The 14624-nt window shown below is 73.4% G+C and carries 12 protein-coding genes; 7 read left to right on the top strand and 5 right to left on the bottom strand.

Going from position 1 to position 14624, the window contains the following annotated elements; genetic code table 11:
- Positions 1-89: 89 nt before the first annotated feature.
- Complete coding sequence (locus BX266_RS08030; RefSeq protein WP_099898211.1) at positions 90-776, top strand: spermidine synthase; 687 nt, start codon at positions 90-92, stop codon at positions 774-776.
- Between the two features lie 254 nt (positions 777-1030).
- Positions 1031-1351, top strand: a complete 321-nt coding sequence (locus BX266_RS08025; protein WP_143686885.1) for a hypothetical protein — start codon at positions 1031-1033, stop codon at positions 1349-1351.
- Between the two features lie 154 nt (positions 1352-1505).
- Here the strand turns inward: BX266_RS08025 and BX266_RS38420 are convergent, their stop codons facing one another.
- The 3 genes from BX266_RS38420 to BX266_RS08015 all read right to left on the bottom strand — a co-directional run bounded on the left by BX266_RS38420 (position 1506) and on the right by BX266_RS08015 (position 5275).
- On the bottom strand, positions 1506-3761 hold the full coding sequence (locus tag BX266_RS38420) for a hypothetical protein (RefSeq protein WP_180290416.1): 2256 nt from the start codon (positions 3759-3761) through the stop codon (positions 1506-1508).
- Between the two features lie 146 nt (positions 3762-3907).
- Positions 3908-4696, bottom strand: a complete 789-nt coding sequence (locus BX266_RS08020) for a TetR/AcrR family transcriptional regulator (protein ID WP_099898209.1) — start codon at positions 4694-4696, stop codon at positions 3908-3910.
- A 54-nt stretch (positions 4697-4750) separates the two neighbouring features.
- Positions 4751-5275: an NUDIX hydrolase gene (locus BX266_RS08015; protein ID WP_099898208.1), complete on the bottom strand. Its 525-nt coding sequence runs from the start codon at positions 5273-5275 to the stop codon at positions 4751-4753.
- A 108-nt stretch (positions 5276-5383) separates the two neighbouring features.
- Between BX266_RS08015 and BX266_RS08010 the strand changes: the two genes are divergently transcribed.
- On the top strand, positions 5384-5719 hold the full coding sequence (locus BX266_RS08010; protein ID WP_099898207.1) for a hypothetical protein: 336 nt from the start codon (positions 5384-5386) through the stop codon (positions 5717-5719).
- A 26-nt stretch (positions 5720-5745) separates the two neighbouring features.
- Positions 5746-6966 carry a serine hydrolase domain-containing protein gene (locus BX266_RS08005; RefSeq protein ID WP_099898206.1) on the top strand — a complete coding sequence of 407 codons (1221 nt, stop codon included), beginning with the start codon at positions 5746-5748 and terminating at the stop codon, positions 6964-6966.
- Positions 6967-7030: 64 nt separating this feature from the next.
- Here the strand turns inward: BX266_RS08005 and BX266_RS08000 are convergent, their stop codons facing one another.
- Positions 7031-7357 (bottom strand): hypothetical protein, encoded by a 327-nt coding sequence (locus BX266_RS08000; RefSeq protein WP_099898205.1) that lies wholly within the window; start codon positions 7355-7357, stop codon positions 7031-7033.
- A gap of 201 nt (positions 7358-7558) precedes the next feature.
- Positions 7559-8506 (bottom strand): terpene synthase family protein, encoded by a 948-nt coding sequence (locus BX266_RS07995; RefSeq protein WP_099898204.1) that lies wholly within the window; start codon positions 8504-8506, stop codon positions 7559-7561.
- 370 nt (positions 8507-8876) lie between these two features.
- On the opposite strand from BX266_RS07995, the gene BX266_RS07990 reads away from it, so the two are divergent.
- From BX266_RS07990 to BX266_RS07980, 3 genes are all read left to right on the top strand, one after another.
- Positions 8877-11834, top strand: a complete 2958-nt coding sequence (locus BX266_RS07990; protein ID WP_099898203.1) for an AAA family ATPase — start codon at positions 8877-8879, stop codon at positions 11832-11834.
- Positions 11835-11936: 102 nt separating this feature from the next.
- Positions 11937-13007: an aldose epimerase family protein gene (locus BX266_RS07985; RefSeq protein WP_099898202.1), complete on the top strand. Its 1071-nt coding sequence runs from the start codon at positions 11937-11939 to the stop codon at positions 13005-13007.
- 312 nt (positions 13008-13319) lie between these two features.
- On the top strand, positions 13320-14603 hold the full coding sequence (locus tag BX266_RS07980) for an extracellular solute-binding protein (protein ID WP_180290415.1): 1284 nt from the start codon (positions 13320-13322) through the stop codon (positions 14601-14603).
- Positions 14604-14624: the final 21 nt, after the last annotated feature.

Below are 14624 nucleotides of genomic sequence, written 5' to 3'. Positions count from 1 at the left end.
CCCGCGGCGGGCGTAGCGTTCGGTGACCGGGTCGGTCGGTTAGGGTCGGTAGGTCAACGATCGGTGCCGATGCCCCCAGGAGTTGCCGGATGTCCCTGCTGCCCACCCGTCAGGGCCTGCCCGAGGCCGAAGTGGTCGACCGACGGGAGGGCCCGTACGGCGAGGTGGTGCTGCGGCGGCGCGGCGGGCAGTACGAGATCATCGCCAACGGCTGCTTCCTGATGGACACCGCCGACGGCCGCTCCGAACGGCTGCTGGTCCAGGCCGCGTTGGACGAACTGGACACGGCGCGGCCGAGCGTGCTGATCGGCGGGCTGGGCGTCGGCTTCTCGCTGGCGCACGCCGCCGCCGAACCGCGCTGGGGGCGGATCGCCGTGGTGGAGCGCGAGCCGGCGATCATCGACTGGCACCGCACCGGCCCGCTGGGCGCGTTCTCGGCAGGGGCACTGGACGACCCCCGGGTGGAGGTGGTGCCCGCCGACCTGGTCGCGCACCTCGCCGCCGACGGCGAGCGCTACGATGCGCTCTGCCTCGACATCGACAACGGCCCCGACTGGACGGTCACCGAGGACAACACCGGACTGTACGGCCCGAGCGGTCTGGCCGCTGCCGCCGCCCGGCTCACCTCCGGCGGGGTACTGGCGGTCTGGAGCGCCCGGCCCTCCACCGCCTTCGAACAGGCACTGCGGAACGCCGGGTTCACCGGCGTCCGGACCGAGGAGATCGCGGTCGAGCGCGGCGTGCCGGATGTGGTCCACCTGGCCCGACGCGCCTGAGGCCGCGTCAACTCGCCACTCACCCGCGGTCGCGAGCAGGGAGAGACGGTACCGACGTCTGCGCATGAAGAGCTCCGGTCCGGTGGGGGAGGAGCGGGCATGTGCAGGGGTGGGGCACGACCTGGCCGCTCGGCGGGGGCCGCGCACCGTGGCCTCCCCGATGGAGGTGGGTGGGGCGTGCTGCGGGGGTCAGGTGAGGAAGATGTGCGTGTGATGCGTTCCCCTGTGGCCCGTCGTACGGCATGATCATCGCCATGGCGGACGACCGGACCGACCTCCTGGAGCAACTCTGGGACGAGGTCAGCACCATGCCCTTCCCCCCGGCCTGGTACCAGCGCGAACCCGGGGGCCAATGCCTGGTGACCCTGCACGCCGTCCTCGCCGGCAGCGCCGCCGCCGTCCTCGACGGCCCCCTCGACCCCCGCCACCGCGCCCACCTCCGCGGGCGCCTCGCCGCCCTCGCCCGAATCCTCCCCGCCTTCGCCCAGGACCCCTACGCGGCCCACTACTTCGAGACGGTCCACCGGATGGCCGCCCTGGCCGAACGCATCGACCGGGAGCGGACCGGGGACTGACGGCTCGTCAGGCTGGATGGGATGGCTCGGAGGCGGCCGACGCGGGCCGCCTCGCCATGTCGCTCCGGCCCGGCGGTCCTTCCGGCGGGCGCACCGACCGGCGGGAACGCGAACGGCGAGCCGCGGGGCGGCTCGCCGTTCGGGTCGGGTGGGATCAGCCGAAGGGGCTGGTGGCGGGCGGGGGCGGCGGAGACTGGGGTTGGGCGGGCGCGGGCGGCGGGGTGGCCATGGCGAAGGGGTTGAAGTCGGCCGGGGGGACCTTGACCAGGGTGCCCTTCGGCTGGCCGTCGTCCTCGCCGTCGGTGGTGGCTGCGGCGGCGGGGGTGGGGGCCGGGGGTGCGAAGGGGTTGAAGTCCGGCGGCGGGACCTTGACCAGGGTGCCCTTGGTCGGGTCGGCGGCCTCCGGTTCCGCGGCCGGGGCCGGAGCCGGGACGATCGGCGGGGCCGTCGGCCGCGGCGGGATTCCGCTGGGCGGGCCGGTGACGGTGCCGAACGGGTCCGACGGCTCGGAGGAGAGCGTGGTGCCGAACGGGTCCGCCGCGGCTGCCGGGCGCGGGGCCGCGGCGACCGGAGCCGGGGCCGCTGCGGCCGGTGCGGGAGTCGCGGGCGGCGGGGTGGCCATGGCGAAGGGGTTGAAGTCGGCCGGCGGGACCTTGACCAGGGTGCCCTTCGGCTGGCCGTCGTCCTCGCCGTCGGTGGTGGCTGCGGCGGCTGGGGTGGGGGCCGGGGGTGCGAAGGGGTTGAAGTCCGGCGGCGGGACCTTGACCAGGGTGCCCTTGGTCGGGTCGGCGGCCTCCGGTTCGGCGGCCGGCGCCGGAGCCGGAGCCGTGGCCGGAACGGGCGGAGCCGCGGCGAACGGGTCCGGCGAGGCGAACGGGTCGCTCGCCGCGAACGGGTCGCTGCCCGCGAAGGGGTCGGCGGCCGGAGCCGGTGCTGCGGGTGCCGGAGTCGCGGGCGGCGGGGCGGCCATGGCGAAGGGGTTGAAGTCGGCCGGCGGGACCTTGACCAGGGTGCCCTTCGGCCTGTCCTCGTCCGAGCCAGGAGCCGGCGCCGGAGCGGGCGCGGCCGCCTGATCCAGCGAGGCCAGGACCGGCGCGGGCTCGGCCGGGGCCGGGGCGGGGGCGGGGGCGGGGGCGGGGGCCTGGTAGGTCTGCTGCGGCGCGGCCGGGGCGGGTGCGGCCTGCGCGGGCAGGTCGGCCGGCGCCGGGGTGGCGAACGGGTTGAAGTCGGCCGGCGGCACCCGGACCGCCGTACCGGACCGCGCCTCACGCGGCTCCGGCTGCGGCTCCGGCTGCGGGGCCGGGGCGGCCGGAGGGGTCGGAGCGGCGGCCTGGGCCGGGATCGCCCGTCCGACCGGAACCGGGGCGGGCGCCACCGCCACGCCGTCCCAGGCGAGTTGGATCGAGCAGAGCAGGTCGGCGAAGACCGCGGTGTAGAGGTCCCAGTCCTCGGCGTCCGAGGTGGTGAGCTGGACGGTCAGCACGGTGGCGCCGTCCGGCATCGGGACGAAGGCCTCGACGGCGGTGCTGGCCACCACTCCGCTGCCGTCCTGGAGTTCCTTCAGCGCGGGCATCGCGCGGCTCTCCACCAGGACCGCCGCCGGGCCGGCCGGCAGCAGCACCGTCCACACCTCGGCGGCCGGGCGCTCGGTGGACAGCTCCACCGCCAACTCCTGGATCGGCTGCGCACACTGAACCGTCGAGACCACCAGCGAGACCCGCGAACGCCGGCCGTTCACCAGCAGTGCGCCGACACCCGCGTACGCGACCTCCGCCGCCGCGAACTGCTCGGCGAGCACCGCCGCGACCACCGCGAAGTCGTTGCGCTCGGCCGGCGACGCGCCCGAGAACAACTCCTCGGCGGTCTCCGCCAGGTGCGCCGACAGCGCGTTGCCCGACCCGCGGACCGTCAGGGTGTGGAAGGCCGGCGGGACCACCAGCCGTGCCTCCACGCCGGAGCCGGTCGGCAACTCGTCGGGCGCGACCGTCACCCGCGGCTCGGCCAGTGCGGCGAGGGCCGGCGTGAAGCCGACGGTCGGCTCGCCGGACGGCGCGCTCGGCTCGACCGACAGGTGCAGCGCGGAGGCTGACGGGACGTCGGACAGGCCGAGTGCGGACGCACCGAAACGGGTGGTCAGCACCGGCACGGCCTCGCGGCCCGCAGCCGCGTTCGGGCGGCGGGTGCCGGCCACCTCGACCACCGTGCCCAGCCGGGGAACGGAGAGCAGGCCGGGGCCGATCTGGCTGATCCGCAGTCCGAACAGCGCTTTGGCAGCGGGGTGTTGGGACCGACGGAACGCGATGAGCGCGTCGACGGGGTAGTGGGTGGCGCGGCTGCCGAGAAGTGCGGCGCACGCCGCGTCCAGCGTGGCCGTGATCCGGTCTGCGGCGGCGAAGCCGTCCTGCGTCATTCGCCGAGCCCCCTCGCTCTCGGGTGTGGACAGTTCAGGCACTTTTTATCAGACGTGGACGACTCAAGAAGTTGGGTCGGGTGGAGCGGAGGGACGGCTGGGGCCAGTGGGGGTGATGGGGGAGCGGGGACGTCGACGGGGCCGGCTCAGGGGGTGGGCGGGCCGGCGAGGCGGAGCAGGGATTCGGTGAGGGCGGGGGTGGCCAGGGTGGCGGTGAGGTCGCGCACCAGCCGGCCGGTGGGGCCGTCGGGGCGTTCGGACGCGAAGAACTCACCGAGCAGGGTGGCGAGTTCGGGGTCCCGGGTGGCGGCGACGGCGAGCGCGGCGACCAGTTCCTGGACCAGCTGGAGCTGGAGGGTCTCGGCGGGGACGGGCCGATCGGTGAGCCAGTCGAGCGAGCTGATCTCGGCGTTGGCGATCCAGGCCCGGACGGTGCGGCGCAGGGTGGGGCTGGGTTCGGGCAGGCCGAGGTGGAGCAGGATCTGCTCCTGCGCGGCCCGCCGGACCTGGTCGATGACGGCGTCCGCGTCGGGGCTGGCGGCGACCGAGCCGCCGCGCAGCAGGGCGGTGAAGCCGGCGGCGTGCGACTGGACGAAGTCGAGGTAGCGGCCCATGACGCGGAGCAGTCGCTCGGAGAGCGGGCCGTCGGCGGGCTCCTCGAAGCGGCCGGCGAGTTCGCGCCCGGCCCGCCGCAGGGCCTCCTCGTAGAGCGCCTGCTTGCCCGGGAAGTAGTGGTAGACCAGCGGGCGGGAGGCCCCGGCGGCGGCCGCGATGTCGTCGATGGAGACGTCCTCGGGGGCGCGGTCCGAGAACAGTTCGAGGGCGACCGCGATGAGCTGCTCGCGGCGTTCGTCGACGCTGAGCCGCCGCCGGGGGGTGCGGGCGGGTCGCTGTTCCTCCGCGCGGGGCGCCACGGACGGCGTACGGGAAGCCATGCCGCCCACCCTAGTTCGTCGGGGGCGGCGGGGGACAGCGCGGATCGGGGCAGGTCAGCCGGTGGCGCGCAGCTCCTGGTAGCGGCGGTAGGCCTCGCGGCCGTCGGGGACGAAGTCCCAGGTGTCCAGGCGGTCGGCGAGTTCGGTCTCGGTGAGCCAGCCGTACCAGCCGACCTCGGACTCCTGCGGGGAGACCGGGCCGTCCCACTCGGCCTCGTGGACGTCGGACCACCAGGTGTAGCGGTCGCCGTCGGTGTAGAGGAAGCGGAACAGCGGGCGGGTGCGGACGCCGGTGACGCCGAGCTCCTCCTCGGCCTCCCGGACGGCGGCGTCGGCGTAGCTCTCGCCGGCGCCGACCACGCCGCCCACGAAGCAGTCGTAGTAGTTCGGGGCGAAGGCCTTGGTGGGGGTGCGGCGGTGGGTGAAGATCCGGCCCTGCGGGTCGCGGACCAGGATGAAGACGCAGCGGTGGATCAGGCCGTCGCGGTAGACCTCGGAGCGGGGCGCGGTGCGCAGCACCCGGTCCTGCTCGTCTACCACGTCGAGGATCTCGTCGAGGTTGGTGGCGGAGTCGTCCATGCCCGCCATTCTGGCCCGGAGTCGGATCACCCGAAAGAGTTGGTATACGCAGGGATCGGTCCGGGAAGGAGTCCGTCGGACCATCAGTCCTCGTCACCGGGAGCAGAGTTGAAGCACCGCGCCACCGTCCTGTCCCTCGCCGCCGCGCTGATCGCGGCCGGCACCGTCCTGCCCGCCGCCGCGGCGCCGGCCGCACCGGCCGCGATCCGCTCGGGGCTGGACTGCACCACCTGGGTGCACAACAACGACCCGCTGTACGGGGGAGTGGACTGCCAGAACAACACCGGCGGCCCGATCACCTTCCACGCGGACATCGTCTGCGGCCTGGCGCCGGACGTCACGGGCAACTCGGTGACGGTCCAGCCGGGCCGGGTCGAGGAGTCCTCCGGTCACTGCGCCTTCTACTCCACCGGCATCGGCCACATCGGGTGGACGGTGGAGTAGCCGCGGATGGCGCATAGGGTGGACGGGTGGAGATCCAGGGATACACGGCGGACGGGTTCGAGCCGGTCAGGGAGGCGTTCGCGGACAACTTCCGGCTGTACGGGGAGTTGGGCGCGGCCTTCGCGCTGTACCTGGACGGCCGCAAGGTGGTCGACCTGTGGGGCGGCGACGCCCGTCCGGAGGTGGGAGCCCGTCCGGCGCCGGCGGTCGGCTGGGGCGAGGGCACCGCGCAGGTGCTGCGCTCGGTCACCAAGGGGCTGACCGCCGCCGCCGCGCTGCACCTCGCCCAGCGCGGGGAGCTGGACCTGGACGCGCCGGTGGCCTCGTACTGGCCCGAGTTCGCGCAGGCCGGCAAGGAGCGCATCCCGGTCCGCTGGCTGCTGTCGCACCAGGCGGGGCTCCCCGCGCTGGACGTGCCGCTGCGGATCGAGGACGTGCTGGCCTGGGACCCGGCGGCGGCCGCGGTCGCCGCCCAGACCCCCGCCTGGGAGCCCGGCACCGCGCACGGCTACCACCCGCTGACCTTCGGCTGGCTGGTCGGCGAGGTGGTGCGGCGGGTGAGCGGCCGCAGCGTGGGGCGGTACTTCGCGGAGGAGATCGCCGACCCGCTCGGCCTGGACCTGTGGATCGGCCTGCCCGCCACCGCCTCCGCCCGGGTCGGCCGGCTGGTGGACCTGCCCGCGCCGGAGGCGGCGAAGGTCGCCCCGAACGGGATGCGGATGCGCCCCAAGCAGTCCGTGGTGGACGCCTACCGCGACCCGCGCTCGCTGACCGCCCGGTCGTTCGGCTCGGTGCGCAGCAGCGTGGACCTGAACGACCCGGCGGTGCAGGCCGTCGAGGTGCCGGGCGCGGGCGGCATCGGCACCGCCCGCTCGGTGGCCCGGTTCTACGCGGCGCTGATCGGCGCCGCCGACCGGGCGGACGCGCCCGGGCAGCGGCTGCCCGCCCTGTTCGAACCGGCCACGCTGGCCGAGGCGGCGGGCCCCTCGGTGCACGGGCCGGATCGGGTGCTGATCGTCAACACCACGTTCGGCCAGGGCTTCTTCCGGCACGGCGGCACCTCGCCGATGGCCTCCCCGGGGAGCTTCGGGCACCCCGGCCGGGGCGGCTCGCTGGGCTTCGCGGACCCGGAGCTGGGCCTCGGCTTCGGCTACGTCACCAACGGCATGCAGCCGGGCGTCACCGGGGACATCCGCTCGCGGGCGCTGATCGCGGCCGTCCACCGGTGCCTGGCGGCGCGCGCCTGACGGCTCCTCGGGACCGCGGCACCTTCGGGGCGGACCCTCGGTGCCGCGGCGGGGCCCGGCGGGATCAGGCCTGGCCGGTCTCGAAGCGGCTGACCCGCCCGTCGGGGGCGACGGTGAAGCGCCAGGCGGTGCGCATCTCGCCCCAGGTGTCGTTGCGGTAGTCGGCGACCAGCGCGCGGCCGCCGGCCTTCTCGTTCTGCACCTCGATGTGCCCGTGCGAGGAGAAGATCTCCCGGTCGACCCAGTCCGCCAGGTCGCGCTCGGAGCCGTCGTCGGACATCGTGGCGTCCTCGGTGAGGCCGGCGAAGAAGGCGGTCCGGTCGCCGGAGTTGACGGCGCCGAGCAGGCGACGGACGGCCGGGTCGGAGAGTTTGTCGACGGCGATGGTCATGGTCTTTCGCTCCTTGACGGTGGGTCGGATCTGCCAACGACGGGATCACGCCGAGCCGTCGCCCGCCAGCCGTCGTGGGCCACCCGGAGCGGATCCCGGGCTCACGCGTGGCGGACCCCGAGCCGCGGCGAGCTGTGTGATGGGATCCCGGGGTGACGAGTGTCCGGACGGAGCGGAGAGCCCCCTCGGGCACCGCGGGCGTCACCAGAGCTGGTCCCACCACCAGGCGATCTCGGGGTAGGGCGGCGGGGTGAGCCGGCCGTCGGCGGGGCGGTCGGCGCGTTCGGCCACCGGGACGATCCCGGGGGTGCGGTCGGTGTAGCGGGCGGAGGTGAAGCCCCACTCCAGGTTCCCGCTCACCAGGTTGGACAGCTGCTGGACGTAGCGCCGGAGTTCGGGGCCGCCGCGGCGGGCGGTGCGGTCCGCCAGTCGGAGGAACAGGCACATGGTGCGGTCGTGCAGGGCGGCGGCCTCCAGCAGGGCCTGCTCGCGTCCGCACCCCAGGTGCCGCTGGAGCGCGTCGACCACGTTGCTCTCCAGCGCGTTGTGGCTGTCCTCGCGCTTGTAGGAGTACAGGTCGGCGGAGACCAGGACCAGGAACTTGGCGGCCTCGGTGAGCGCGTGCACCCGCGGCGAGTCCAGCTGGGACTGCGGGATCGCGGTGCGTTCGCAGACCTCGATGATCTCGATGCAGGAGCGGCTGCCGCGGTCCAGCGGACCGACCGTCAGGTACTCGGCCAGGGTCATGGTCCGCCCCTGGGCGCGGTAGGCGACGATGGCGGCGGCGCCCATGAAGGACTCCAGCTGGCTGTCCGCCCACCGCTTCACGGAGAGCGCGGGGGCCCACTCGCGGGCCCGGCGGAACACGTCGCGGACCGACGCGACGTAGATGTCCGATTCGTGCGGGTGGGAATTCGCGGAGTTGATAACAGCCAGTAGCGTGGCTGCTATGGTGAGTACACGCGAGGGGTCGCGGCTGAGCCTGCCGGTGTCCCACTCGTCGTCCAGCGTGAGCATGCTGCACAGCCACTGCGAGACCAGTTCCAGCCCCGTCGTGCCTTCTGCGTCCTTGGCGATCCGGCAGACGAACTCGTGGGCGCCGATGGCCAGCAGGCGTTGCCGGCGGTCGGTGTCCCCGGTGAAGCCCATGGAGTCCAGCCATAGTTCGGTGCTCTTCCCGACAGCCTCGTGGCCGGGGTGCAGGGCCGACGGGATGGGGCAGAAAAGCGGGGGTATGGCAGCCAACGTGTCTCCAGAGCAGCCTGTTGCCGGTGCGTCGAAGTGCAGGGGCTCATGGCCCGGCCGATGGCCTTCCCTCACTAAGATCAACTACACCCCTGAGGCCCGAACGTTATCCGATCGGATCGTCAGATGTCCTGAGTTGTAAGGCATTTGCCCGAGGCACCGCCGACTAACCCTGCGTCAGGTCGCTAGCCTGCACGAACGTCGCCCGCACGGCCCCCGGCGGCGCTAAGGCCGGGAACGGAGTGCCGGACGGCGAGGCGGAGGGTGGACGGACGTGGCCGAAGAGCAGAACGGGCCGCAGCAGCAGCGGGCGGCCGGGGCGGGCGACGCCGGCGAGAAGCTGTGGGAGCGCGAACAGGAACTGCGGTCCGCCGAGCAGGCCGTGGACCGGCTGTGCCGCGAGTTCGCCGCGGGCGGCACCAAGATCGGTGAACTGCTGGTCTTCTACGGGAAGCCCGGCATCGGCAAGACCTCGGTGCTCGAGCAGGTCCGCCGGATCGCGGGCGCCCGCAAGGACTCGACCGTGCTGTTCGCGCGCGGCAACGAGCGGCAGCGGCAGGCGCCGTTCCGGGTGCTGCGGCAACTGCTGCTGCCGGTGCTCGGCGAGCTCACCGAGGCCGAGCGCGCCGAGGTGTTCGGCAACTGGTACAACATCGTCGCGCCCGCGGTCGGACTGGAACCGCCCTCCGACGAGGTCGAACGCATCGACCCGCAGGGCATCCACGACGGCCTGGACTTCGTCATCACCCAACTCGCGCCCCGGCGCGCCCCGTTGGTGGTGGCCATCGACGACCTGCACGCCGTCGACCAGGAGTCGCTGGCCTGGCTCGCCTCCTTCGCGCTGCGCGCCCGCGACCTGCCGGTGCTGCTGGCCTTCGCCTACCGCGAGGAGTTCAGCGCCGAGGGCCAGCCGTTCGCCAACCAGATCGCCGCCCAGGCGGTGCGCCAGCACGAGCTGCGGCCGCTCAGCCCGGTGTCGATCGCCGAACTGGTGCACGCCGAGTTCGCCGAGGCCGACGACGCGTTCTGCCGCCAGGTCTGGGCGGTCACCGCCGGAGCGCCGTACGACACGGTGGCGCTGCTGCGCGAGGTCCGCGACCAGAACCTCGAACCGGTCGACGAGAACTCGCCCCGGCTGCGCGACCTGGCCGCGGCCGCCCGCGGCGAGGGCTTCGACTACTGGCTCGACAAGCTCGGCCCCACCGCGATCCGGTTCGCCTGGGCCGCCGCCCTGCTCGGCACCGACATCAAGGAGGACCTGGCCGCCGCGATCTGCGGCCAGGGTCCCGCCCAGGCCTCCGAGTCCGTCCGCGAACTGCGCCGGCTGCGGGTGCTCACCAGCCAGCCCAACGGCAGGCTGGAGTTCGTCCACCCGCTGATCGCCACGTCCATCTACCAGTCGATCCAGCCCGCGGTCCGGGCCGGCATGCACGGCATGGCCGCCAACGTGATCGAGAACAGCGGCGGTTCGCTGCTCGCCGCCTCCCGCCACCTGCTGGAGACCCACCCCGGCGAGGGCGACGACCTGATCGTCCGCAAACTGCGCCGGGCCGCCGCCGAGAACCTCGCCATCGGCGCCCCCGAAGCCGCCCGCCGCTGCCTGGAGCGCGCCCTCAACGAGCCGCCGGACGAGGACGACCGGGCCGAGGTGCTGTACGAGCTGGCCTGCGCCAGCCTGCTCACCGACCCGCAGTCCACCGCCAACCAGCTGCGCCGCGCCCTCGACATCGAGGACGGCCTCAGCCCGGACCTGCGGGTCGAGGCGGTGTTCCGGCTCTCCGAGGTGATCGCCCACAGCGGCGACCTGGTCGCGGCCGCCGCGCTCTGCCTGGAGGAGTCCGAGTACACCCCCGAGGGCCCCGGCCGGCTCCGCCTGCTGGTCGCCCACCTGCTGTACACCGCCCTGCAGCGGGACGAGGAGAACGGCCCCGAACGGGCCGAGCACGTCGCCCGGTTGACCGCCGAGGTCGACCCGGAGAGCGAGGCCGCCCGACCCCTCCGCGCACTGCACGCCTGGGACCTCACCCTCAAGGGCGTCAACACCGCGGAGGCGCTGAACGCCGCCGAGAGCGCGCTGTGCGACGGCAAGCTGCCGCGCGGCCTCGGCTGGACCAACACCACCTGGAACTTCGAACTGCCCGCCCTGCTCGGCCTGTGCTTCGCCTACAACGACGAACTCGCCCGCGCCGAGAAGCTGTTCAGCTCCGCCATCCTGGAGTTCGAGATCGCCGGGTGGAGCGGCGCGCACCGCGGCTTCGCCTACTTCCTGATGGGCTTCGCCCGGCTGCGCCGCGGCTTCCTCCCCGAGGCCGAGGACTTCCTCCGCCGCGGCCTGCGGATCGCCGACCGGATGGGCGACGGCCTGCCGCTGCAGCTGAACCTGGTCGGCACGCTGATCGACACCCTGCTGGCCCGCGGCCGCGACCAGGAGGCCTGGGAGATCGCCCGCAAGTACCACTTCGCGCCGCCCTACCACCAGACCGCGCTGCTGCTCCCGGACGTCGCCACCATCTACGGCAAGCTGCTGATCTCCCGCCACGAGTACGACATGGCGGTGGAGGTGCTCGCCGAGACCGGCATGCGGCTGGACCGGCGCGGCTGGCGTTCCACCGTGCACGCCCCGTGGGCCGGGCACCTGGCGGTGGCGATGGCGCACCGGGACCTGCCGTCGGCCCGGAAGAACGGCGACGACGCGGTGGCCCGGGCCCGGGAGTCCGGCTCGCCCTCGGCGATCGGCACCGCGCTGCGGCTGGCCGCCAGCGTCTGGGAGGGCCCGCACGCGGTGGAGCTGCTCCAGGAGGCGGTGGCGGTGCTCGGCCGCTCCCCGGCGAGCTACGAGCACGCGCACGCGCTGGTCGACCTGGGCGCCGCCCTGGTGCAGGTCGGCCGCAGCGTGGAGGCCGCCGAACACCTTTACCAGGGAATGGAGTTGGCGAAGCACTGCGGTGCCGACGGCCTGGAGGTACGGGCCCGCAACGTGCTGTCCTCCTCCGGCCTGCAGCCCAGCCGGGCGCTGCTGCCCGCCAAGGACACCCTCAACCCGCAGGAGCGCCAGATCGCCGAGCTGGCGGTGCGCCGGATGCCGCCGCAGCGGATCGCCGAACAGCTCAAGTTGCCGGTGGGGCTGGTGAAGCAGCGGCTGGCCGCGGTGCACCGCAAGCTCGGCACCGGGACCGACGGCCTCGCGGACGCCCTCGGGTTGCCCACCGACGGCCCCGGGCAGGCTGACTGACGGACCGCCGGACGCGGCGGCGCGCGGGGCGGGTCACCGGCCCGCGCGCCGGGTCGGGCTACGCTGGCCGCGCAGGGTGATCACTGACCGAGGAGCTGCCCCATGACCGCGTCGTCCGAGCCCACCGAGGTGCACCGGGCACCGTACGACCACTCGGGGGCCGGCATGGGCCTGGAGCGCTGGACGCTGCGCTCCGGCCCGATCGAGGCCACCGTGATCACGCTCGGCGCGGCCCTGCACACGCTGACCGCGCCCGACCGCACCGGCGCCCCGGGCCAGGTGCTGCTGACCAGCGCCAACGTCGGTGCGCTGCTCGGCCCGGCCAAGCACTACGGGGTGACGGTGGGCCGGTACGCCAACCGGATCGCCGGCAGCCGGATCACCCTGGACGGCGAGGACCACCCGCTGATGCCGACCGGCAACGGCGTCACGCTGCACGGCGGGCCGGACTCCTTCGCGCACCGGGTCTGGGAGGCCGAGGAGATCCCCGGCGGGGTGCGGATGCACCTGCACTCCCCGGACGGCGACCAGGGCTTCCCGGGGGCGCTGGACGTCTGGACGGAGTTCACCCTCGACGGCGCCGACCTGGTGATCTCCTACCGGGCCGTCACCAACAAGCCGACCGTGCTCAACCTGACCAACCACGCCTACTTCAACCTGGCGGGCGAGGGCCGCGGCGACGTGCTCGGCCACCTGCTGACGGTGGACGCGGACGAGTACACCCCGGTCGACGAGCGGCAGATCCCGTACGGCCCGTACGAGGCGGTGGCGGGCACCCCGTTCGACTTCACCACCGCCCGGCCGATCGGCAAGGGCATCGGCGAGGACCACCCGCAACTGAAACTTTCACGCGGATACGACCACAACTGGGTGCTGCGCGAGCGCCCCGCGGACGGGCCGCCGGTGCGCGCCGCGCTGCTGGAGGACCCGGGCAGCGGCCGCACCCTGGAGGTGCTGACCACCGAACCGGGCCTGCAGGTGTACACCGCGAACGGCTTCGACGGCGCGGTCACCGGCCCGTCCGGGACGGCCTACGGGCCGTTCGCCGGCGTGGCGTTGGAGACCCAGCACCACCCGGACTCGCCGCACCGCCCGGCCTACCCGTCGACCGAGCTGCGGCCGGGCCAGGAGTTCCGCTCCACCACCGTCCTGCGGTGGGGCACCGCCGGCTGACCGGCGCACCGACGACGAAGGCCCCCGGGAGCACGCTCCCGGGGGCCTTCTCGCATGTCCGGGGCCCAGTGGTTGCAAGGAGTTTCCGCAAGGCAACGGATGGTCAAGACGCGTGACGGCAACTCTAAGGACACATGGAAGTAACGATCCCCGTCATCTTGCAGAAACTTGCTGCAAGGGCTTTCAGCAACGCTCACCCCGCTGTTACGTTCCTGGTCAAGCCCGACGGCCGCAACGGCGCAGTCGGCTCGGGACAGCCATTATGCGCCGTCCTCCACCATCTCGGGCACCCCCACCTTTCTAGGAGTTTCCATGCGGCGTGGCATCGCGGCCTCCGCTCTTGTTGCGGCTCTGGCGGTCACCATGGCGGCTTGCAGCAGCAGCAGCTCCGGCTCGGACGCCAAGGGCGACGGCGGACCGGTCACCATCACCTACTGGGACACCTCGAACGCCACCAACGAGGCCCCCAACTACCAGGAGCTGGTCAAGAAGTTCGAGGCCGCGAACCCGAACATCAAGGTCAACTTCGTCAACGTCCCGTTCGACACGGCGCAGAACAAGCTGCAGACCGCCATGGGCGCCAAGGGCGCGCCGGACGCGTTCCGCGCCGAGGTCGGCTGGACCTCCGCGTTCGCCAAGGCCGGCTACCTGGAGCCGCTGGACGGCACCCCCGCGCTGACCGACGCCTCGGCGTTCCAGGCCTCGCTGATCCAGCAGGCCAAGTACTCGGGCAAGACCTACGGCGTGCCGCTGGTCACCGACACCCTCGGCCTGATGTACAACAAGGAGCTCTTCGCCAAGGCCGGCATCACCGCGCCGCCGAAGACCTGGGACGAGCTGAAGGCCGACGCCGCCCAGCTGAAGGAGAAGGCCGGCGTCGACGGCTTCTGGCTGAAGGCCGCGGACGGCTACTACGCCATGCCGTTCCTCTACGGCGAGGGCACCAACATGGTGGACGCCGCCGGCAAGAAGATCACCATCAACTCGCCGGAGGCCGCCAAGGCCGTCGAGACCTACAAGTCGATGTTCACCTCGCCCGGCACCGCCAAGGCCGACGTGACCACCGACGCCTACGCCCACATGATGGACGCCTTCACCACCGGCAAGGTCGCGGCGATCATCCAGGGCCCGTGGGAGGTCACCAACGTCTACAAGGGCTCCGCGTTCGCCGACAAGAAGAACCTCGGCATCGCGGCCGTCCCGAACGGCTCCGCCGGCAAGGGCGGCGCCCCGACCGGTGGCCACAACGTCTCGGTCTACGCCGGCTCCGACGCCGCCCACAAGGCCGCCGCCGAGAAGCTCGCCGCCTTCCTGACCTCCGCCGAGAGCCAGACCTTCCTCGCGCTGAAGAACGGCACCCTGCCCACCCGCAGCGACGCCTACACCGCCGAGGTCAAGGCCAACCCGGGCATCGCGGACTTCCAGGCGATCCTGACCTCCGCCCAGCCGCGCCCCGAACTGCCGGAGTACGCCTCGCTGTTCGGCTCCATCGGCACCAACCTCGGCAAGATCGTCCAGGGCCAGGAGGACACCAAGGCCGGCCTGGACGCCACCGCTGCCGACTACGCGAAGCTCCTCCCGGACTTCACCAAGTAAGTCGGAAAGGCTCGCCCGGCC

The sequence above is a fragment of the Streptomyces sp. TLI_171 genome, assembly GCF_003610255.1.
Lineage (GTDB): Bacteria > Actinomycetota > Actinomycetes > Streptomycetales > Streptomycetaceae > Kitasatospora.
The sequence above is the reverse complement of the archived record's forward strand: the minus strand, read 5'-3'. Positions and strand labels throughout refer to the sequence as shown.

Coding starts and splice junctions, on each gene's coding strand:
- BX266_RS08030 (WP_099898211.1), top strand. CDS start 90: ATGTCCCTGCTGCCCACCCGTCAGGGCCTGCCCGAGGCCGAAGTGGTC.
- BX266_RS08025 (WP_143686885.1), top strand. CDS start 1,031: ATGGCGGACGACCGGACCGACCTCCTGGAGCAACTCTGGGACGAGGTC.
- BX266_RS38420 (WP_180290416.1), bottom strand. CDS start 3,761: ATGACGCAGGACGGCTTCGCCGCCGCAGACCGGATCACGGCCACGCTG.
- BX266_RS08020 (WP_099898209.1), bottom strand. CDS start 4,696: ATGGCTTCCCGTACGCCGTCCGTGGCGCCCCGCGCGGAGGAACAGCGA.
- BX266_RS08015 (WP_099898208.1), bottom strand. CDS start 5,275: ATGGACGACTCCGCCACCAACCTCGACGAGATCCTCGACGTGGTAGAC.
- BX266_RS08000 (WP_099898205.1), bottom strand. CDS start 7,357: ATGACCATCGCCGTCGACAAACTCTCCGACCCGGCCGTCCGTCGCCTG.
- BX266_RS07995 (WP_099898204.1), bottom strand. CDS start 8,506: ATGGGCTTCACCGGGGACACCGACCGCCGGCAACGCCTGCTGGCCATC.
- BX266_RS07985 (WP_099898202.1), top strand. CDS start 11,937: ATGACCGCGTCGTCCGAGCCCACCGAGGTGCACCGGGCACCGTACGAC.
- BX266_RS07980 (WP_180290415.1), top strand. CDS start 13,320: ATGCGGCGTGGCATCGCGGCCTCCGCTCTTGTTGCGGCTCTGGCGGTC.